This window comes from Mesorhizobium loti, assembly GCA_014189435.1.
Classification (GTDB): Bacteria; Pseudomonadota; Alphaproteobacteria; order Rhizobiales; family Rhizobiaceae; genus Mesorhizobium; species Mesorhizobium loti_G.
Genome location: CP050293.1, coordinates 369,750 through 388,420, shown reverse-complemented (window position 1 = coordinate 388,420; position 18,671 = coordinate 369,750). Strand labels below are relative to the sequence as shown.

The 18,671-nt window shown below is 64.6% G+C and carries 17 protein-coding genes and 1 pseudogene; 16 read left to right on the top strand and 2 right to left on the bottom strand.

Annotated elements, in window-relative coordinates; translation table 11 throughout:
• The first annotated feature begins 3 nt into the window (after positions 1-3).
• From HB777_01900 to HB777_01830, 15 genes and pseudogenes are all read left to right on the top strand, one after another.
• Positions 4-630, top strand: coding sequence for a hypothetical protein (locus HB777_01900; protein ID QND62784.1), 627 nt, complete (start codon positions 4-6; stop codon positions 628-630).
• On the top strand, positions 627-2,006 hold the full coding sequence (locus tag HB777_01895; GenBank protein ID QND62783.1) for a MotB family protein: 1,380 nt from the start codon (positions 627-629) through the stop codon (positions 2,004-2,006). Before HB777_01900 ends, HB777_01895 begins: the two co-directional genes overlap by 4 nt.
• Positions 2,003-3,382, top strand: a complete 1,380-nt coding sequence (locus HB777_01890; protein QND62782.1) for a chemotaxis protein MotC — start codon at positions 2,003-2,005, stop codon at positions 3,380-3,382. The genes HB777_01895 and HB777_01890 overlap by 4 nt, the downstream gene beginning before the upstream one ends.
• A pseudogene (locus tag HB777_01885) lies at positions 3,379-4,777 on the top strand (flagellar hook-length control protein FliK). The gene HB777_01890 and the pseudogene HB777_01885 overlap by 4 nt, the downstream one beginning before the upstream one ends.
• Entirely contained in the window at positions 4,707-5,294 is a 588-nt protein-coding gene (locus HB777_01880; GenBank protein QND62781.1) for a lytic transglycosylase domain-containing protein, read from the top strand. Before HB777_01885 ends, HB777_01880 begins: the two are co-directional and overlap by 71 nt.
• Before the next feature lie 223 nt (positions 5,295-5,517).
• On the top strand, positions 5,518-6,186 hold the full coding sequence (locus tag HB777_01875) for a response regulator transcription factor (protein ID QND68615.1): 669 nt from the start codon (positions 5,518-5,520) through the stop codon (positions 6,184-6,186).
• Positions 6,187-6,265: 79 nt separating this feature from the next.
• Positions 6,266-7,525, top strand: coding sequence for a flagellar hook protein FlgE (locus HB777_01870; GenBank protein QND62780.1), 1,260 nt, complete (start codon positions 6,266-6,268; stop codon positions 7,523-7,525).
• A 27-nt stretch (positions 7,526-7,552) separates the two neighbouring features.
• Positions 7,553-9,007 carry a flagellar hook-associated protein FlgK gene (gene flgK / locus HB777_01865; GenBank protein ID QND62779.1) on the top strand — a complete coding sequence of 485 codons (1,455 nt, stop codon included), beginning with the start codon at positions 7,553-7,555 and terminating at the stop codon, positions 9,005-9,007.
• A 3-nt stretch (positions 9,008-9,010) separates the two neighbouring features.
• Entirely contained in the window at positions 9,011-10,054 is a 1,044-nt protein-coding gene (locus tag HB777_01860; protein ID QND62778.1) for a flagellar hook-associated family protein, read from the top strand.
• Positions 10,055-10,085: 31 nt separating this feature from the next.
• Positions 10,086-10,433 (top strand): flagellar biosynthesis regulator FlaF, encoded by a 348-nt coding sequence (flaF, locus tag HB777_01855; protein ID QND62777.1) that lies wholly within the window; start codon positions 10,086-10,088, stop codon positions 10,431-10,433.
• Positions 10,430-10,873, top strand: coding sequence for a flagellar biosynthesis repressor FlbT (gene flbT / locus HB777_01850; GenBank protein ID QND62776.1), 444 nt, complete (start codon positions 10,430-10,432; stop codon positions 10,871-10,873). Before flaF ends, flbT begins: the two co-directional genes overlap by 4 nt.
• Positions 10,873-11,280, top strand: coding sequence for a flagellar hook assembly protein FlgD (gene flgD / locus HB777_01845; GenBank protein QND62775.1), 408 nt, complete (start codon positions 10,873-10,875; stop codon positions 11,278-11,280). Before flbT ends, flgD begins: the two co-directional genes overlap by 1 nt.
• Before the next feature lie 24 nt (positions 11,281-11,304).
• Positions 11,305-11,571, top strand: coding sequence for a flagellar biosynthesis protein FliQ (gene fliQ / locus HB777_01840; protein QND62774.1), 267 nt, complete (start codon positions 11,305-11,307; stop codon positions 11,569-11,571).
• 156 nt (positions 11,572-11,727) lie between these two features.
• Positions 11,728-13,596, top strand: a complete 1,869-nt coding sequence (gene asnB, locus HB777_01835; protein ID QND62773.1) for an asparagine synthase (glutamine-hydrolyzing) — start codon at positions 11,728-11,730, stop codon at positions 13,594-13,596.
• A gap of 177 nt (positions 13,597-13,773) precedes the next feature.
• Complete coding sequence (locus HB777_01830) at positions 13,774-15,417, top strand: MFS transporter (GenBank protein QND62772.1); 1,644 nt, start codon at positions 13,774-13,776, stop codon at positions 15,415-15,417.
• A gap of 69 nt (positions 15,418-15,486) precedes the next feature.
• Here HB777_01830 and HB777_01825 read toward each other — a convergent pair whose 3' ends face one another.
• A complete protein-coding gene (locus tag HB777_01825; protein QND62771.1) occupies positions 15,487-16,101 on the bottom strand; it encodes a TetR/AcrR family transcriptional regulator in 615 nt (204 codons plus the stop codon).
• A gap of 151 nt (positions 16,102-16,252) precedes the next feature.
• On the opposite strand from HB777_01825, the gene HB777_01820 reads away from it, so the two are divergent.
• Positions 16,253-16,873 carry a hypothetical protein gene (locus tag HB777_01820; GenBank protein QND62770.1) on the top strand — a complete coding sequence of 207 codons (621 nt, stop codon included), beginning with the start codon at positions 16,253-16,255 and terminating at the stop codon, positions 16,871-16,873.
• Here HB777_01820 and HB777_01815 read toward each other — a convergent pair.
• Positions 16,870-18,651: a chloride channel protein gene (locus HB777_01815; protein ID QND62769.1), complete on the bottom strand. Its 1,782-nt coding sequence runs from the start codon at positions 18,649-18,651 to the stop codon at positions 16,870-16,872. The genes HB777_01820 and HB777_01815 overlap by 4 nt on opposite strands.
• Positions 18,652-18,671 lie beyond the last annotated feature (20 nt).

The following is an 18,671-nucleotide window of genomic DNA, read 5'->3' as shown; positions in this document are numbered from 1 at the left end:
GCCATGCCCTCCGTAGCCCTCTTCGACCTTCTGCCTGATTTCGGCACCCGCACGCAACGTGCCGGCCAGCCCCGGGCCGCCGTCGATCCGCAACACAAGCCCGAGGCGCCGACGCCGCAAGCCGATATCGGCACGCTGATCGCGGAAGCGGTTGCCCAGGCCGAGGCGGCGCTCGAGGCCCGCCTGTCGGCTGCGCATGATGCCGCAGTCGGAGCCGAACGCCAGGCCAATGCAGAGGAAGCAAGGCTATTTCTCGAAAGCCTCGGCGACGATGTCGGCAAGGCGGTCTCGTCGCGCATCGATGCAATGGAGGCGCGCGTGACCGGGCTTGTCGCCGCCACGGTCGCCCGCATCATCGGCGGCATCGTCAGCGACGACCTGCAGAAACGCTCGATCGAGGTGCTCGCCAGCGCGATACGCGAAGCGGTCGGCGATGCCGAAGCGGTGCGCATCGTCGTGCACGGTCCGCTCTCGCTGTTCGAGACACTGAAGGCATCGCTCGGGGACCGCGCCGCGAATCTCGACTTCGTCGAGGCGCCAGGCTTCGACCTCACCGTCACCATCGACGAAGCGGTGTTCGAGACACGCATGGCCGAATGGTCGACGACCCTCTCAGAGGTTCTGGCATGAGCGTCGCCGAGGCCGGACACACACCCCACGAAATCATCATCGTGCGGCGTGGTCATGACGACCATGACGAGGCCCACCATGGCGGCGTCTGGAAGATCGCCTTCGCCGATTTCATGACGGCCATGATGTGTTTCTTCCTGGTCATGTGGCTGATCAACGCCGCCAACGAGCAGACCAAGGCAGCCGTCGCCAGCTACTTCAACCCGGTCAAGCTGGTCGACCGCAATTCGAGCCGCAAGGGCCTGGAGGATCTCGGCGACGGTCCGCGCGCGATCGGGACGACGGCCGACAATCCGAAGAAGGCAACCAGCAAGGCCGGCCAGGACGGCGATGGCTCGGCGGAACGCAAACAGGACAAGCAAGAACTCCCGCAGGCCGAACACTCCGACGAGCATCTGTTCGCCGATCCTTACGCGGTGCTTTCGGAAATCGCCACCGATACCGGCGTCATGCAGAATGTCAGCCAGAAGGGTGACGGCGGCGCGCAAGCCGCCGGCCCGGCGACGGGCGCCTCCGGTGGCGCCTCCTATCGCGATCCCTTCGAGCCGGATTTCTGGTCGCAGCAGGTGGCGGCGCCCGCCGCCGAGGCCAGTGCCGAGCGCACCAGGATCGAGGGCGATCCGATCAAGCCCGGTGACAAGACCGCCGAAACGCAAGTGCCCAAAGTCAAAGCCGTGCCCCCTGTCGCGGCCGCACCGCTCGAGCCGCTGGCCAAGGACGCGACAGGCAAGCAAGCCCCCGCCACGGCAATGGCCAGGGCCGGCGACACGAAGCCAAGCGAGATCAAACCGGGCGAGACCAAACCGGGCGAGACCAAGCTGGACGACGCCAAGGCCGCGGACGCAGCCAAGACCGAAGCCGAGGCGCAAAAGGTTGCCATGCCCGACACCGGCGAGAAGGCGCCGACCGCGGCTGCCGTCAAGGCCGCAGCCGACGTCAAGCGGCAATTGGCCGATGCCTTCAAGCCCGGCGACAAGCTGCATGACGGCGTCTCCGTCGAAGCCACCGACAAGGGCGTCGTCATCTCGATCACCGACCAGCTCGACTTCGGCATGTTCGAGGTCGGTTCGGCGCTGCCGAGCCGCGAACTGGTGCTGGCGATGGAGAAGATCGGCCGCATCGTCAACAGCCAGAAGGGCACCATCAGCATCAACGGCCACACCGACGCCCGGCCGTTCCGCAGCGACAGCTACGACAATTGGCGGCTGTCGACGGCGCGCGCGCATTCCGCCTACTACATGCTCGTGCGCGGCGGCGTCGACGAACGCCGCATCACCGAGGTCGCCGGCTTCGCCGACCGCCAGCCCAAGGATCCCGCGGATCCATTGTCGGCCGTGAACCGCCGCATCGAAATCCTGATGGCGACCGGCGGATGAGGCGAATGGCCGTCACCAGCCGGTTGATAGGCCTGTTGCTGCTGGCTGGCGGATATCCGTCGGCCGGTTTTGCCCAGGATGCTCTGGAGCCGTATCAGCTGGTGCGCTCGCTGCAGCTCATCCAGGATCGCATAGCCGCCGGCGATCATGCCGCCATGCCGATGCAGGCCAAGCTTCTGGAAATGGCGGATGCGCGCCTGCGCGCGGCGGATGCCGAGGATTACAAGGATCCCAAGAACTTTCGCGCCCTGCTTGTCTACGGCATGAGTGGCGGCAACCCGGTGACCGTCGAGGCCGCCACATCGCGCGCCACGACCGACCCGCAAAGCCTTGCCATAGCCAAAGGCGTGATCGACTACCTCAACGGCCGGCCCGGCGAGGCGATCGAAGCGTTGAAGCCGATCGATCCCATGGCGCTGCCTCCCGATCTCGGCGCTTTCGTTGCCCTGGTCAAAGGCTCGTTGCTTGCCGGCGACCAGCCGGCGGCCGCACTCGGTCTGCTCGACCAGGCAAGATTGCTCAGCCCCGGCACGCTGGTCGAGGAAGCGGCACTTCGCCGTTCGGTCGGCATTGCTGTCGCGCAAGGTGACGCGGCACGCTTCGCGCTTGCCTCCACCCAGTATGTCGAGCGCTACCTCTATTCGCCCTATGCCAGCCAGTTCGCCGACTCCTTCGTCTCCGGCGTCATCGCGCTGCATATGTCGATCAGCCAGGACAAGCTGGGCGACATCACCTCGATGATGGATCCCGAGCGCGAGAAGGTGATCTATCTGCGCATCGCCCGCCGCGCCGCGATCGACGGCCTGAACGATCTGTCGGCTTTTGCTTCGGCGCGGGCCGAGCAGGGCCGCGACGGCAACACCAACCAGGACGATCCACGCGCCCTGCTCTATGCCAGCCTTTCGACCGTCACCTCGGGCACCATCGAGGATGTCCGCGCCAAGCTCGGCAAGATCGACCGCTCCAGGCTGTCGGAAGGCGACCGCGCCTTGCTCGACGCCGCTCAGGCCATTGCCGGCGAGGTCGTCGCGCCGCCCGCCACCCTTCCCGAGGAAAAGCCTGCCCCCGTTGCGGCCGGGCAAACGCCGGCGCCCGAGATCGCCACGGCGCAAGGCGCCGATGACAGCGGACTGCCACCGGTCGAAGGCGCGATCTCGGAGAAACCTGCCGCCACCGCGGCCTCCGCCGGATCAGCGAAAGCGCCGGACACGGCGCCGGCTGCGGCCACATCCGCCGACGCAGTGACTGTCATGCCGGTCTCGGCACCGTCGCCTGCAGCCGGCTCCGAGCCCACCGATCCGACCGACGCCGCCATGACCAGAACACGTCGACAGCTCGACCTGATCGACCAGATGCTTGGAGCCGCCCCCAAATGACCACCAGCCTCGGCTCGGCCTTGCCAGGATTTGCCTCCACGCGCGCGACATCGGAGCAACCGGCTGCGAATGGCAGGAACGACGACGCCGGCTTCGGCAAGATGCTGCGCGGCGACACGAACCCTGGCCGCCCGGAACGGCAGCCGGCGACCGAGGCGGGATCGCGCGACCAGCGCTGGGGCAAACTTGCCGCCGGCCTTGCCGGGCATGGCGGCAAGGCCGAACCGGCGTCGGCCGATCCCGGAAAGACCATTTCGACCAAAGTGCCGACCGTGAAAATCGGCAAGGACGACCTGGAAGCAAAGGCGCGCAAGGACGATGCCGACGCCGAAGAGCCGACACCGGATGCCGATGCCGTGCCGCTTCAGGACGACCTGTCGCTGCTGATCGCGTTTCATGACCTGCGCCATTTCTCGACGTCGGCCAAGGCGTCCGGGCGCGACGCGGCAGCCGCCGAGAGCCCATCGAACCCGGCACTCGACGGGCAAGCTCCCCCTGCCGAAAACCTATCGATCAAAATCCACGGCCGGACGCGAGGCCCTCGAAACCATCTCGAAGCCGGAGCAAGTGTCGATCGTCGACGGGCCTTTGACGGAGCTTGACGCTCAGCCACCGAGCTCTGTCTCCAGCGCGCCGAAACGCGACAACACAGTGGCTGCCCCGAAGCTGCCAGACGCGCCGGCTGCCGAGGTGCCCGGCGTGCTGTCGAAGCACACCGCCTCGGCGATGAAGAGTATCGGGGATGTCCAGTCCTCGATGCGGCCCGAAGCGGGGAAACAGTCCCTGTCCGCCGCACGCATCGACGTGGTGTCCGAACAGAGCTTCCCCGCACCGCCGCAGAGTCCCATCAGCCAGGCCGCCCTCAATGTGATCAACGCCATAGCCGCCGACAGCGGCCCACAAAAGGCGCTTTCAGCCTCATCCGCGGCCGCTCAGCTGGCCAGCCCTGTTGCCGTTCCGACACATATGTTGAAGATCGAACTTCACCCCGCCGAACTCGGCATGGTGACGGCCCATCTTCGCCTCTCCGGAGAACAACTTTCGATTGAGCTGAAGCCTGAATCACACGACGCCTATCGTCGGCTGTCCGCCGACAGCGAGGCCATCGTCAAGTCGCTGCGGGGGCTTGGCTTCGAGGTTGACAAGGTCACAATCCTACAACCTTCGGTAGCGGTTCCCTCTACAACCCGCACCGATGCAACCGCCCCGTTGCCGGCGGCAACAGGCCGCGATCCATCATCCTTCCAGCCGGGGAATTCGGGCGGCGGCAGTTCCGGAGCCGGCGGCCAGCAATCGGGCCAGCAATCCTCAGGGAAACGCAACGATGACGCGCAGGACTACGGCCGCGGCACTTCGCCTTCTCGCGAGCGCGCTGGCGGCGATATCTTTATCTAGCGCGGCAAGCGCTGCCGCAGCCGCAACCAACCCTTGCGAGCCGGAAATCCTGCGCGCCGCCGATCGCTATGGCGTGCCCGCCGGCATCCTCTATGCCGTTGGCTTGACGGAGACCGGCAACAAGGGCAGCCTTCAACCCAACGCCTTGAATATAGAAGGAAAAGCGGTCTTTCCGAGGAGCCGTACCGAGGCCCTTGCCGCCTTCGCCAATGCCCGGCGCGAGGGCAAGACGCTGATCGATCTGGGCTGCATGCAGATCAACCACCACTACCACGCTTCGCATTTTCGCAGCGTCGAGGACATGCTCGACCCACGCCAGAACGTCGACTATGCGGCGCGCTTCCTGGCCAGCCTCCATGCCCGACACGAGACCTGGTCGATGGCTGTCGCCCGCTATCACGCCGGCCCCGACAACGATCCGGCGCAGAAGATCTATGTCTGCCGCGTCATTGCCAACATGGTCGCCACCGGCTTTGGAAAATGGACCGCGAACGCTCGTGGCTTCTGCAACCCGTAAGCGCATTTCACGCTTCTAATAGACAAACCGTACAACTCGGAATTGTTGGTTTGACTTGGTCAGAACTTGCCACCGAAAGCATATCTGGTCGCACGCTAATGCAACCGATACGATTCCAGACTCCCAAGAAACTAGCTACAAGAAATGACGGTTGTTCAGGATTCTCGCCAGCGGATACGCCTCTCTTCACGGGGCAAATGATTTGATTCGGAAGGCGGGGCCGATGATTGTGATCGTTGACGAGCGGGAGCTCGTAACAGAGGGATACAATTCACTTTTCGATCGTGAGGGCATCGCCTGTGCAGGCTTTGCGTCCGGCGAATTCGGCGAGTGGGTGAACTCCGCCGCCGACACCGATCTGCGCTCGGTCAGGGCCTTCCTTATCGGCGACTGCCGCGAAGGCTCCATCTCTCCCCGCCAGATCCGCGACCGCACCGGCGCTCCGGTCATTGCGCTGAGCGAACAGCATTCCCTGGAGAACACGCTGCGGTTGTTCGAGAGCGGCGTCGACGATGTCATTCGCAAGCCCGTCCATATCAGAGAGATTCTGGCCCGCATCACCGCCATCCGTCGCCGCGCCCAGGAAGACGTCGCCTACACCGAGATCGGCGCCATGCGCATCTTCATGGACGGCCGCGACCCCGAGATCGACGGTCAGCCCCTCCCCTTGCCGCGCCGTGAGCGCCGAATCCTTGAATATCTGGCGAGCAATCGCGGACGCCGGGTCACCAAGACCCAGGTTTTCAACGCCATCTACGGCATCTTCGACGAAGAGGTCGAGGAGAACGTGGTGGAAAGCCACATCAGCAAACTGCGCAAGAAGCTGCGCGAGAAGCTGGGCACAGACCCGATCGATTCCAAGCGTTTCCTTGGCTACCGGCTCGTCTTCTGATGCAGCGCCGCGCCAGCCTCGCGCAAGAAAACACGCGTAGCCTCGTTGCCAGTGGCATGGACACAGCGGAGACGTTTCGATGAGCCTCTATGGAATGATGCGGACCGGCGTTTCCGGCATGAACGCGCAGGCAAACCGCCTGTCGACGGTCGCCGACAACATCGCCAATTCCGACACCACGGGTTACAAGCGGTCCTCCGCCGAATTTTCGACGCTGGTCATGCCGTCGACGGGCGGCGCCTACAATTCCGGCGGCGTCACCACGACGATCCGCCAGGCGGTCAGCGATCCGGGCGTCCTTCAATACACGACCTCGGTCTCCGACCTTGCCGTCAGCGGCGATGGCTTCTTTGTCGTTCAGGATCCGAGCGGTACGCCCTACCTGACCCGCGCCGGCGCTTTCGTTCCCGATGGGCAGGGCAGGCTGGTCAACTCGGCCGGCTTCCAGCTGATGGCCTACAGCTACGAGAATGGCGTGCCGGCAGCGACGGTCAATGGTTTCGAGGGACTGGTCCCGGTTGTCATCTCCGACCAGGGAATGACCGCAACGCCGAGCACCGAGGGTAGCTATGCCGGCAACCTGCCGGCGGGCGCGACACCGGTCGCGACCGCCAATCTGCCCGCCGCCAACGCTGCGACCGCGCAATACACGTCGAAATCCTCGATGGTCGCCTACGACAATCTCGGCAACAAGAAGCTGCTCGACGTCTATTTCACCAACACCGGCGCCGGCACCTGGCAGGTGGCGGTCTTCGATCAGTCGAAGGCCACCGCTGGAACATCGTTCCCCTACACCGCCGGCGGCTTGCTGGGTTCGGCCAACCTGACCTTCGACACCACCACCGGCAAGCTCACCGGCACGCCCACCGGCGTTTCATTTACCGTGCCGAACGGCGCCAGCCTCAATCTCGATCTGTCGGCGCTGACCCAGCTCGGCGCCGGCTTCACCGTTTCCGACGCCCAGGTCAACGGCAACGCGCCGAGCACCATCGACAAGGTCCAGATCAGCAAGGACGGCACTATCTACGCGCAGTACAAGGACGGCTCCACCAAGCCGCTCTACAAGATTCCGCTGGCCGACGTGCAGAGCCCGGACCAGCTCACCGCGCTGCCCGGCAACGTCTACTCACAGGGCACCGAATCCGGCGCGGTCCGTGTCGGCTTCGCCAATGAAGGCAAGCTCGGCTCCATCATCTCCGGCGCGCTCGAGAACTCCAACGTCGACATCGCCGAAGAACTGACCAACATGATCGCGGCGCAGCGCAGCTACACCGCCAATTCGAAAGTCTTCCAGACCGGTTCCGATCTGATGGACGTCCTTGTCAACCTGAAGCGATAAAACGGGCGCCGCCCGCGAAAGACCCGCATGTCACTGTCTACCGCATTGAGTATCGCCCAGTCGGCGCTTATGAACACCGCGCGACAGACCAGCGTCGTCTCGCGCAACGTCGCCGACGCCTCCAACCCGGACTATTCGCGCCGCCAGGCCATCGTCACCAGCACGGCGCCGGGCGCGCGTTCGGTCGATATCCAGCGCGCCACCAACGAGCTTCTGTTCCGCCAGAACCTCGCCGCGCTGTCGGCCTGGAGCGGCCAGAACGCGCTCTATAGCGGCATGGATCAGCTGGGCGTTGCGGTCAATGGCGTCGACAATGCGTCCTCGCCCTCGACCTCAATCGCCGACCTGCAGAAGGCACTGCAGCTCTACGCCACCTCGCCGTCCAACCAGAACCTCGGCGCCAGCGTCATCGACGCGGCCAAGCAGGTCGTGCGCTCGCTAAATGAGGGCTCCAAGGCCGTCCAGGATTTCCGCACCCAGACCGACGGCCAGATCGCCACGGCCGTCGACGACCTGAACTCGCTGCTCAGCCAATTCCAGGACGCCAACACGGCGGTCATGTCCGGAACCCGTTCCGGCACCGACGTTTCCGACGCGCTCGACCAGCGTGACGCGCTTTTGAAGAAGATTTCGAACTATGTCCCGGTGTCGACCTTCACGCGTGGCGACAATGACATGGTCATTACCACCGGCGACGGCACGACATTGTTCGAGACGATACCGCGCACGGTCACCTTCGCGGCATCCGCCGGCTACACCGCGGGTGCGGCTGGCAATGCCGTCTATATCGACAATGTGCCGATCTCGGCGGGAGCCGGCGGCAACACCAGCGCCAGCGGCACACTTGCCGGCCTGCTGCAATTGCGTGACGGCGTCGCCTCGACCATGCAGAGCCAGCTCGACGAGACCGCGCGTGGCCTGATCACCGCCTTCGCCGAGACCGCACCTTCGATGCCCAATGCCGCCGGTCTGTTCACCTGGTCGGGGGCGCCGGCCATCCCGGCCGCGGGCACGCTGGTCAACGGCCTTGCCGCGTCCATCAGCGTCAATGCGGCGATGGACCCGAGTGCCGGCGGCAATCCGACGCTGCTGCGCGATGGCGGCGCCAACGGTGCCGCCTATGTCGCCAACACCGGCGGCGGCGCATCCTATTCCACCCTTCTGATTGCCTATGGCGACCGGCTCGACCAGCCGATGACTTTCGACCCCGCCGCCGGGGTTTCGGCAACGTCCAGCGTCTCCGACTACGCCGCCAATTCGATCGGCTGGTTCCAAGGCGTGCGCCAGCAGGCTTCAACCGCCTCCGACGCCAAGGAAGCACTGGCGTCGCGCAGCGCCGAGGCGCTGTCCAACGCGACCGGCGTCAATGTCGACCAGGAAATGTCGCTGCTGCTCGACCTCGAACACACCTATCAGGCATCGGCCCGGATGATGAAAACCGTCGACGACATGCTGACGGCCTTGCTCAACGCGGTGGGATAATCCATGACTTCAGTCTCGTCAGCCGCTTTGTCGAATGCCATGCGCTCCCAGCAGATGCGCATGCAGGCCGATCTCGTCAAAGCCACGAAAGAATCCTCGACGGGCAGGGTCGCCGATGTCGGGCTGGCTCTCGGCGGGCGCACCACCCAGGCCGTCACCTTCCAGCGCGATCTTGACCGGCTCAACGTCATCATCGATTCCAACGGCCTGGTCGGCGCCCGGCTCTCCTCGACGCAGACCTCGCTTAGCCAGCTCTCCAGCGCCGCGCAGGCCTTGCTGTCCGCCCTGACCACCGCTTCATCAAGCGATTCTTCCAACAGTCTCACCCAATCCTCCGGCAAGGCGACCATCCAGCAGCTGACCTCGATCCTCAACACCAGCGTCAATGGCGAATACCTGTTCGCCGGCACCAACACCGACGTCAAGCCGATCAACGACTTCACCGCCGCCGGCTCGCCCGCCAAGGCGGCATTCGATGCTTCCTTCGTCGCCAATTTCGGTTTCACCCAGGATGACCCGGCAGCGGCCAACATCACGGCTGCCCAGATGGACGATTTCATCACCAACGACGTCATACCGCAGTTCATGGGCGCGGGCTGGCAAGGCAACTGGTCGAACGCCACCGACCAGCAGATCGTCAGCCGTATCGCCCTCAACGAAACCACACCGACCTCGACCAGTGCCAACAGTGACGGCATCAAGAAGCTCGCCATGGCGGCAGCCATGGTATCCAGCCTGATGTCCAGCAACATCAGCCAGGCCGCGAAGAATACGGTCGTCAGCCGCTCGACGGCAATCGTCGGCGAAGCGCTGAGCGGCATTGCCCAGGTTCAGTCCGAGACCGGCATCGCCCAGAAACGGGTTTCCGATGCAAACGACCGCATGAAGACGCAGGTCGACCTTTTCGAACGGCATATTCTCGATCTGGAAGGCGTCGATCCGGCCGAAGCCGCGACCCGGGTCGCCGACCTGACCCAGCACATCGAAACGTCCTTCGCGCTGACCGCACGCCTGCAGCAGCTCAGTCTGTTGAATTACCTGACCTGACAACGCATAATGGAACGGTAGAGCCCCAACGATGTACCAATTCTCCTACGCCGACATCCAGAGCACCTCCGTTGCCGACGCGAAGGACCGCGAGCGGGAACTCCTGACCCGCTCGATCGACATGTTGGCGGCGGCCGCCGCCGCCGGCCAAGGTTCGATGGAGGCCATCGAAGCGCTTCATTTCACCAACCGCGTCTGGGCGGCTTTCGTCGAGGATCTCGGCTCCAGCGACAACGCCCTGCCCAAGGAACTGCGCGCCAACCTCATTTCCATCGGCCTGTGGCTGCTGCGCGAGGCGGAGGACATCCGCCAGGGCCGCACCAACAATTTCGAAGGGCTGATCGAGGTGTCCCAGATCATCAGGGACGGCATTCAATGACCAACACGCTGAAGATATCGCTGAAGCCGAACGAGAAGATCTACATCAACGGTGCCGTCATCCGGGTCGACCGCAAGGTCACCGTCGAATTGATGAACGACGTCCAGTTCCTGCTCGAAAGCCATGTGATCCAGGCCGACGACGCCTCGACACCGCTCAAGCAGCTGTATTTCATCCTGCAGGTCATGCTGATGAACCCGGCCGGCGCGGCCGGGGCGCGCGACATGTTCCGCCGTTCGCTGCCGCTGCTGCTGGCAAGCTTCGAGGACACCCAGATCTGCGCTGCGCTGAAACAGATCGACCGCATGGTCGGCGAGGATCATATCTACGAGGCGCTGAAGGCAATCCGCGCGCTTTATCCGCTCGAACGCCGCGCGCTGGGTGGCAATGACGACGTTCCGGGTGCCGAGCGCCCGCTGGCTGTGGGAGCACGATACTGATGAACGTGGACATGACGACGACGATACCGACCGGCGCCAACCAGGCCACCGCGTCGACTTCGAAGACAGCGGTCGACTACCAGTCCTTCCTGAAGCTTCTGATCGCCGAGATGAAGAACCAGGATCCGACCAAGCCGATGGACTCGACGCAGTATGTCGCCCAGCTCGCCACCTTCTCGCAGGTAGAGCAATCGGTGCAGACCAACACCAAGCTCGACCAGATCATGCAGTCCTCGGCACTGTCGCAGGCCGACGCACTGATCGGGCGCTCGATAACCTCCGCCGACGGCAAGACGACGGGCACGGTGGCGTCGGTGCGCCTCGCCAGCAGCGGCCTCATCGCCGTGCTGCAGAACGGCACCGAAGTCGCTGTCGGCCCGGGCGTCTCGGTCAAAGCAGCGAGCTGACGCTTTCGACAGAGAGCCAGTCCCATGAACGAGGCCGACGCTCTCGACATCGTCCAGTACGCGGTGTGGACGGTGCTCACCGCGTCCGCGCCGGTGGTGCTGGTCGCCATGGTGGTCGGCATCGGCATCGCCCTCATCCAGGCGCTGACGCAGGTCCAGGAGATCACCTTGACCTTCGTGCCGAAGATCGTCGCCATCATGCTGGTGGTGGCGCTGACCGGCCCCTTCATCGGCAGCCAGATATCAGCCTTCACCAACGTCATCTTCGAGCGCATCCAGAACGGATTCTGAGGCGCGCTTGTGAAAACGCTGGCCCCGCTTGCAGGCGGCCGGCTTCCGGTTAGATTGCCATCGTGCCATCCGGCAAGGCGCTCGCTGGCCTGATGTCACCGCATTTGCACCGATGTCTTCGCGGAAGCCCATGAACCAGGCCAGATCGACCGGACCATGTGCGGCATAGCCGGGGTCTGGCGCAAGCGGAACCCGATCGCCGGCGGCGACCTCGCCGACGTTGCCCGCATGATGCAGGCGCTCCTGCATCGTGGTCCCGACGACCATGCCTCATGGAACGACGGCCGGCTCGCCCTCGGGCACCGGCGGCTCTCGATCATCGATCTCTCGGCCGCGGCGCGCGAGCCGATGCTCACCGCCTGTGGCCAGGGTGTGCTGGTCTACAATGGCGAGGTCTACAACTACCGGTTCCTGCGCGATACGCTGCAAGCGGAGGGCCGGGTCTTCCGAACAGTCTCCGACACCGAGGTGGTTCTCGAGGCCTTGCACCACTGGGGCCCGGACAAGGCCATTCCGCTGTTCGACGGCATGTTTTCCCTGGCCTATTTCGACGCGCGGGCCGGCGCCTTGTGGCTTGCGCGCGACCGCCTCGGCATCAAGCCGATGTCTGTGGCCGAGACGGGCGACCGGATCCTCTTCGCCTCCGAGGACAAGGCAATCCTGGCCTGCGATGGCATTGCGCGCGACGTCGATGCCCGCGAGATCACCTTGCGCCTCGCCTGGCAAAGCCGCGACTCGAGCTTCAGCCTGTTCCAGAAAATTGAGCGGCTGCCGCCGGCAGGCCTGTGGAAGATCAGCGACGCCGGCATAGAGAAACGCTGCTTCTGGCACGTCCTTGACGTCCTCGACGCGGCCCGCATCGTCGACGACAGGGCCACCGACGCCGAGCACATGGCGACGCTGGAGGCGTTGGTACGGGACAGCGTCGAACTCCACTGCATCGCCGATACCAGCCTCGCGGCGGCTTGCAGCGGCGGCGTCGATTCCGGCCTCGTCACGACGCTGGCGAAACGGTTCAGGCCCGAGATATCAGCCTACGTCGTCGACCCGCGCGTCGGCCACAGCGAAGCCGACGATGCTGAGCGCACCGCCCGTCACGCCGGCGTGCCCCTGCACAGGGTCCCGGTCGACAAGGACCGCTTTCTCGACCTGTGGCCAAGGACCGTCTGGCACCTGGAAAGCGACGGCTGGCATGCAAGCCATGTTGGCCTGCTGGCGCTTGCCGAGCAATGCCGGACCGACGGCGTCAAGGTGCTGCTTACTGGCGAAGGCGCCGACGAATTGTTTGGCGGCTATGGCTGGCAGGTGGCCAGTATGAGATTGTGGCGGCAGTGGTCGTGGCCGGGGCGGCTGTTTCGCTCCAGGCGCCGGCTTGCCCTGAGGTTCGAGCGCCAGCGCCAGGCGCCCTTCCAGACATCGATCGGCGCCTCCCATGGCTGGGACCGAAACGTCGTGCTCAGGGCACTGTCGCCGGAACTGAATTTTCTGCAAACGAGGATCTTCGATCGGCTGGAGCCGGTGGCGTCGCTCTGCGACCGCGCCTTTCTGGGCTGCTGCCTCCAGGACATGTATTCGCACCTGCAGGACCTGCTGCACAGGCATGACCGGCTGAGCATGGCAGCGTCGGTCGAACTCAGGGTGCCGTTCCTCGAAAACCGGCTGATCGACTTCGCCATCCATCTGCCGAGGCGGCACAAATACCGCCAGAAGCAAGGAAAGTGGCTGTTGAAGAGAGTCGCGGAAAAACACATTCCGCCGCAGAATGTCCAAGCCCGAAAGATCGGTTTCGAAGTGTCTGGCAGCTTCACCGCCGGCACCCAGGGCCTGCTGCGCGGTGGTCTTCTGCGCGACGCCATGAAGTGGTCGTCATCCTCGGTCGACGACCTCATCGACCTGGCGAGGCGCGACCAGCCATCGCGGCTGCGGCTGGTGGGCATGGAGCTTTTCCTTCGCCTGCATGTAGGCGGCCAGACCGCAAGCCAGCTGAGCGAAGCCCTGCACGCCGCGGTCCGTGACGAGCGCTGAACCCATGCATGGCGTCGTTCTCGCCGGGAATGGGGCGTGGACCGCCTCTATCCCATTGTTGGACCATGAGCTTTTTGGAAAGACATTCGCCCTTTGCGGCGCCATGCCCTACTTTCGGCAAACGGTCTGAGCAAACGGATCGTCTGACGAATCGGCACGACATGGCAGGGACCCCAGATGATTGACGAAAAGCCGGAAAGCGAGAGCGTCTCGGCGCTGGCGCCCTTCCGGCACGGCATTTTCCGCGCCGTGTGGGGCGCAAGTCTCATCTCGAATTTCGGCGGCCTGATCCAGGGCGTCGGCGCCGCCTGGATGATGACCACGATCGCCACCTCGCCCTATCAGGTGGCCCTGGTCCAGGCTTCAACCACCTTGCCGATCATGCTGTTTGCGCTCGTCGCCGGCGCCATCGCCGACAGTTTCGACCGGCGCAAGGTCATGCTGGTCGCCCAGACCTTCATGCTGGTCGTCTCGGTGCTTCTGACCCTGTTCACCTATTCCGGCCTGATGACGCCGTGGACGCTGCTTGCCTTCACCTTCCTGATCGACAGCGGCACGGCGCTCAACAACCCGTCATGGCAGGCCTCCGTCGGCGACATCGTCCCCCGCAACAAGGTGCCGGCCGCCGTCGCGCTCAATTCCCTTGGCTTCAACCTGACGCGCAGTGTTGGCCCGGCGATCGGCGGTATCATCGTCGCCGCGGCCGGTGCAGCCGCCGCCTTCGCGGCGAACGCGGTGAGCTATATCGGTCTGATCGTCGTGCTGGCGCGCTGGAAGCCGGACGTGCCGGCATCGACCTTGCCGCGCGAGTCGCTGGGGGCCGCCATGGGCGCCGGTCTGCGCTATGTGGCCATGTCGCCCAACATCGGCAAGGTGCTGGTCAGGGGCGCTGCCTTCGGCTTCAGTGCCGGCGCTGTCCTGGCGTTGCTGCCGCTGGTGGCGCGTGACGTCGTCAAGGGCGACGCGCTGACCTACGGCATCATGCTCGGTGCGTTCGGCATCGGCGCGGTCGGCGGCGCCTTGATCAGCGTCAGGCTGCGGCAGCTGCTGTCCAGCGAGACAATGGTGCGCTGTGCTTTCGCCGGCTTTGCCGTCTGCGCCTTCAATGCCGCCGTCAGCCAGCATGCCTGGCAGACGTCGCTCGGCCTGCTGGTCGGCGGCGCCTGCTGGGTGATCGCGCTTTCGCACTTCAACGTCACGGTGCAGATGGCGACACCGCGCTGGGTGGTCGGCCGGGTGCTGTCGGTCTACCAGACCGCGACCTTCGGCGGCATCGCGCTCGGCAGCTGGATCTGGGGCGTCGTCGCCGATGCGCATGGCGCCGAAACCGCGCTGATCGCGGCCAGCATCGCCATGCTGGCCGGCGGCGCCATCGGTCTTTTGCTCCCGCTGCCACAACAGCAGGTGCTCAACCTCGATCCCCTCAATCGCTTCAAGGAACCGCATTTGGCGCTTGACCTGAAGCCGCGCAGTGGTCCCATCGCCATCATGATCGAGTATGTGATCCGCCACGAGGACGAACCGGAATTCCTCGCCATCATGGCCGAACGCGGCCGCATCCGCCGCCGTGACGGCGCCCGCAACTGGACGCTGGCGCGCGATCTCGAGAATCCCACCATATGGATCGAGCACTACCACACGCCGACCTGGATCGAATATGTGCGCCACAATGGACGCATCACCCATGCCGATGCCGTCATCGGCGAGCGTGTACGGGCGCTGCACAGCGGCGACGAGCCGCCGCGCGTGCGGCGCATGATCGAGCGCCCGACGACCGCCGGCACGGCCCTCGTAATGGCCAAGGGACCGATCGAGCATTAGTGTATATCGCCCAAAACTGCGTGGCAGTTTTGGCGGAAGTGCGCAGAATCTGAGGCTGTGATCGCGGCTCTATTGTGCCAGCAGCGCGAGAAAATTATCGAGGCTTTGCCGCATCAGCAACTCGGCCTTCTCAGCCCCGCCCCATTGCGCAAACTGGCCGTCGATCCACATGCGGGCAAGCCCGTAGACCAGGGCTCGCGCTTGCAGGGGGATGCCTTCCATATCCATTGTCCGCAATTGGCCGGCAGCGCGCGCGTCCTCCAATATCCGCACCATGAGGCCGCGGATTTCTTCGTTGAGCTGAACGAGTGTCTCTGAGGCGTCGAAATCGATCGCCCGGCGCATCGAGATGATCTCGAAATGCGTCGGGTTGTCGATGACCCAACGCAGATAAGCGATGCCGAGCGCCCGAAAGCGTGCCAGCGGATCGAGCTTTTCCGTTCTGTCCAGCTCAACCGCTATTTCGGCGTGAAACCGGCGCATCGCCTCCTCGGCCACGGCGGTCATCAGCGCGGTCTTGGTTGGAAAATGCCGGAATGGCGCTCCCGACGAGACGCCGGCCCGTTTGCCGGCTTCCCGCACCGTCACCTGGTCGACACCGTCCTCCTTGGCGATGGCAAGGGCTGCATCGATCAGCGCCTGCCGCAAACTGCCGTGATGGTATGTCTTGCGTTGCGTTTCCATGCCGTTGTCTGGAACGTCCTTTGATTTTCGGGCCGACGCGGTTTAGCAGCCATCACAATCCCGCGATCAATGCAAGCATGACTTACTTCTGGGGTTGCGTTGGTCGGCAATCAATGTAAGTAGCAATTACATTGATTGTTCTGGAGGCACTATGACCATTGTCGCACCACCCTTTGCAACCAAGGCAACGAGCCGTTGGTGGCTGTTCTGGCTTTTGGTGGCGATCATTCTCGCGCTATCCGGGCTCGTCGCCTATCGCGGCGATTTCTCGGTCGAGGCCGTCCGCCAGGTCGTGCGGCTCACCGCACAGATGTCGCTCATCCTGTTCTGCACCGCCTTTTCGGCATCGGCGCTGGCACAGCGTCTGCCGGGCCCACCGATGTTGTTCCTGCGCCGCCATCGGCGTCAGATCGGACTGGCCTTTGCATTTTCGCACGGTGTCCACGCGATGGCTCTTGTCGCCTTCTCCCGGATCGATCCGGCGCAGTTCGATGAGGCCACGGATACGGCGATGTTCGTCTTCGGCGGCCTTGCCTATCTGTTCATCATCGCCATGGCCGCGACGTCCTTCGATCGCACGGCGGCATGGCTCGGACCGCGCGCATGGCGCATGCTTCACACCGTCGGCGGTTACGACATATGGCTGACCTTCGTGATCGCCGAGGGCAAGCGCGCGGTGCACGCCGTCCACTATTGGCCTTATGTGGCGCTTCTCGTCGCCGTCATGGCCATGCGCTGGTGGGGTGGGAAGACGCGAGCGGTTGCCTGCTAGCCCTCGCCCGACAGGTCGCGGCGCGCCTTGTCGAGTTCCTCGGCATAGCGCCGCATCAGATGGCCTTCGGTCAACAGCCCCAGCACGATGTGATCGGTGAAATCCTCGACCACGGCGAGTTCTTCGGCGCCGGCGCGCTGGAACGTCTCGGCGGCGGCCTGCACGTTCATGCTCGGCACCAGCACCGCGTCCTTGTATTTGGCAAGATCGCGCACCGGCACCTCGCCATCGGAAGGATCGCTGTGCAGTTCGGCCACGATCAGCACGCCGACATAGTGATCGCCCGCATCGACGGCGATGACGCGCTGGGCTGAACCAAGCGGTACCTCCTTACGGAAGGCCGCCAGCGTCGTCGAGGCATAGATAGTCTTGATGTCCTTGCGCATCATCGAGCCGACAGTGAGGCTGCGCATCCAGCCGACATCGTGGGCACTGCGGATGGTCTCGCCGCGCAGATGGAAGCGCCATGTCGAGAACGAGTAGCCGAAGGTCTCGCGCACCAGGATCGCCGACATGATCGAGGCGGCCAGCACAACACCGGTCAGCGTCAGGTCGCGGGTCGATTCCAGCGCCAGGAAGGTCATCGTCAGCGGACCGCCGACGACGCCGACGGCCAGCGACGTCATGCCGACGACGGCGGCAACCGCAGGGTCGATGCCGGTTGCCGGCGAGATGACAACCATCACATCCGCAAACGCCTTGCCGAGCAGCGCGCCGAGAAACAGCGAGGCGAAGAACAACCCGCCGCGAAAGCCCGACCCCAGCGAAACCGCCGATGCCGCCAGCTTGAGCACGAAGACGCTGGCCACCACGGCCAGCCCGTAGTTCATCGAGAATTCGCGATGCAGCGCGCCATGGCCGCTGGACAGGACCTGCGGCGTGATAAGTCCCAACAAGCCAACGATGACGCCGCCGATGACGGGGCGCAGTGACGCATCGATCGACAGCCTGGCAAAACCGCGTTCGATCAGCGTCACCAGATGCATGATGGCGATCGAGGCGGCACCGCCGAGCAGCCCGAGCAGCAGGAACGGCACATACTGGCTGGCGGTGAGCGCCGGCAGGCCCGAAAGCTCGAGTGGAAACGGCACGCCGCCGAACATTTCGGCGGTCAGCGAGGCTGAGATCGCGGCGGTCATGACAGGCGCGACATTCGCGACCGAGTAGATGCCGATGACCAGTTCGAAGCCGTAGAAGGCGCCGGTCAGCGGTGCATCGAAAGCGGCGGCGATGGCGCCGGCCGCGCCACAGCCGACCAGGATGCGGACATCGTTGCGGCGCAGCCGGAAGATGCCCGCCAGCCGCGAGGCCAGGCCGGAGCCGACCTGCGTGTAGCCGGCTTCCAGGCCGACCGAGGCGCCAAAACCGCTGGAGATCATGGTCTGGCCGGCGATGATGAAGGTGTCGGTCAGCGACATGCGCCCGCCATAGAGCGCGTTGGCTTCGATCGGGTCGATCGGCGTGCGGAATTTCCGTATCCTGAGCCAGATCACCGTCAGCCCAAGCAGGATGCCGCCGATCGCCGGTACCAGCGCCTGCATCGGATTGGCGAGCGAGAACATGCCGGAAAGCCGGCCGCCGGGTTGGACGCCGAACAACAGCCCGTGCAGGTCCTGCACGATCTGGCTCATCGCCGTGACCAATATGCCCGCCATGACGCCCACGATGCCGGCCAGAATGACTACTGCGATGCCGCGCGCCTCGAGCAGCGGCAACGACCTGATCAGCACCGCGCGCAGCCGGCGTGCATAAACTTGCGGTTGGTTTCTGGAAAGCACCGGGGCGGCTCGCCGATATC

Bases quoted from the DNA above. Each gene is read 5' to 3' on its own strand.
- HB777_01825 (QND62771.1), bottom strand. From the start codon at position 16,101: ATGGAAACGCAACGCAAGACATACCATCACGGCAGTTTGCGGCAGGCG.
- HB777_01900 (QND62784.1), top strand. From the start codon at position 4: ATGCCCTCCGTAGCCCTCTTCGACCTTCTGCCTGATTTCGGCACCCGC.
- HB777_01870 (QND62780.1), top strand. From the start codon at position 6,266: ATGAGCCTCTATGGAATGATGCGGACCGGCGTTTCCGGCATGAACGCG.
- HB777_01875 (QND68615.1), top strand. From the start codon at position 5,518: ATGATTGTGATCGTTGACGAGCGGGAGCTCGTAACAGAGGGATACAAT.
- HB777_01830 (QND62772.1), top strand. From the start codon at position 13,774: ATGATTGACGAAAAGCCGGAAAGCGAGAGCGTCTCGGCGCTGGCGCCC.
- HB777_01820 (QND62770.1), top strand. From the start codon at position 16,253: ATGACCATTGTCGCACCACCCTTTGCAACCAAGGCAACGAGCCGTTGG.
- HB777_01895 (QND62783.1), top strand. From the start codon at position 627: ATGAGCGTCGCCGAGGCCGGACACACACCCCACGAAATCATCATCGTG.
- HB777_01860 (QND62778.1), top strand. From the start codon at position 9,011: ATGACTTCAGTCTCGTCAGCCGCTTTGTCGAATGCCATGCGCTCCCAG.
- flbT (QND62776.1), top strand. From the start codon at position 10,430: ATGACCAACACGCTGAAGATATCGCTGAAGCCGAACGAGAAGATCTAC.
- fliQ (QND62774.1), top strand. From the start codon at position 11,305: ATGAACGAGGCCGACGCTCTCGACATCGTCCAGTACGCGGTGTGGACG.
- flgK (QND62779.1), top strand. From the start codon at position 7,553: ATGTCACTGTCTACCGCATTGAGTATCGCCCAGTCGGCGCTTATGAAC.
- asnB (QND62773.1), top strand. From the start codon at position 11,728: ATGTGCGGCATAGCCGGGGTCTGGCGCAAGCGGAACCCGATCGCCGGC.
- flaF (QND62777.1), top strand. From the start codon at position 10,086: ATGTACCAATTCTCCTACGCCGACATCCAGAGCACCTCCGTTGCCGAC.
- HB777_01890 (QND62782.1), top strand. From the start codon at position 2,003: ATGAGGCGAATGGCCGTCACCAGCCGGTTGATAGGCCTGTTGCTGCTG.
- HB777_01880 (QND62781.1), top strand. From the start codon at position 4,707: ATGACGCGCAGGACTACGGCCGCGGCACTTCGCCTTCTCGCGAGCGCG.
- flgD (QND62775.1), top strand. From the start codon at position 10,873: ATGAACGTGGACATGACGACGACGATACCGACCGGCGCCAACCAGGCC.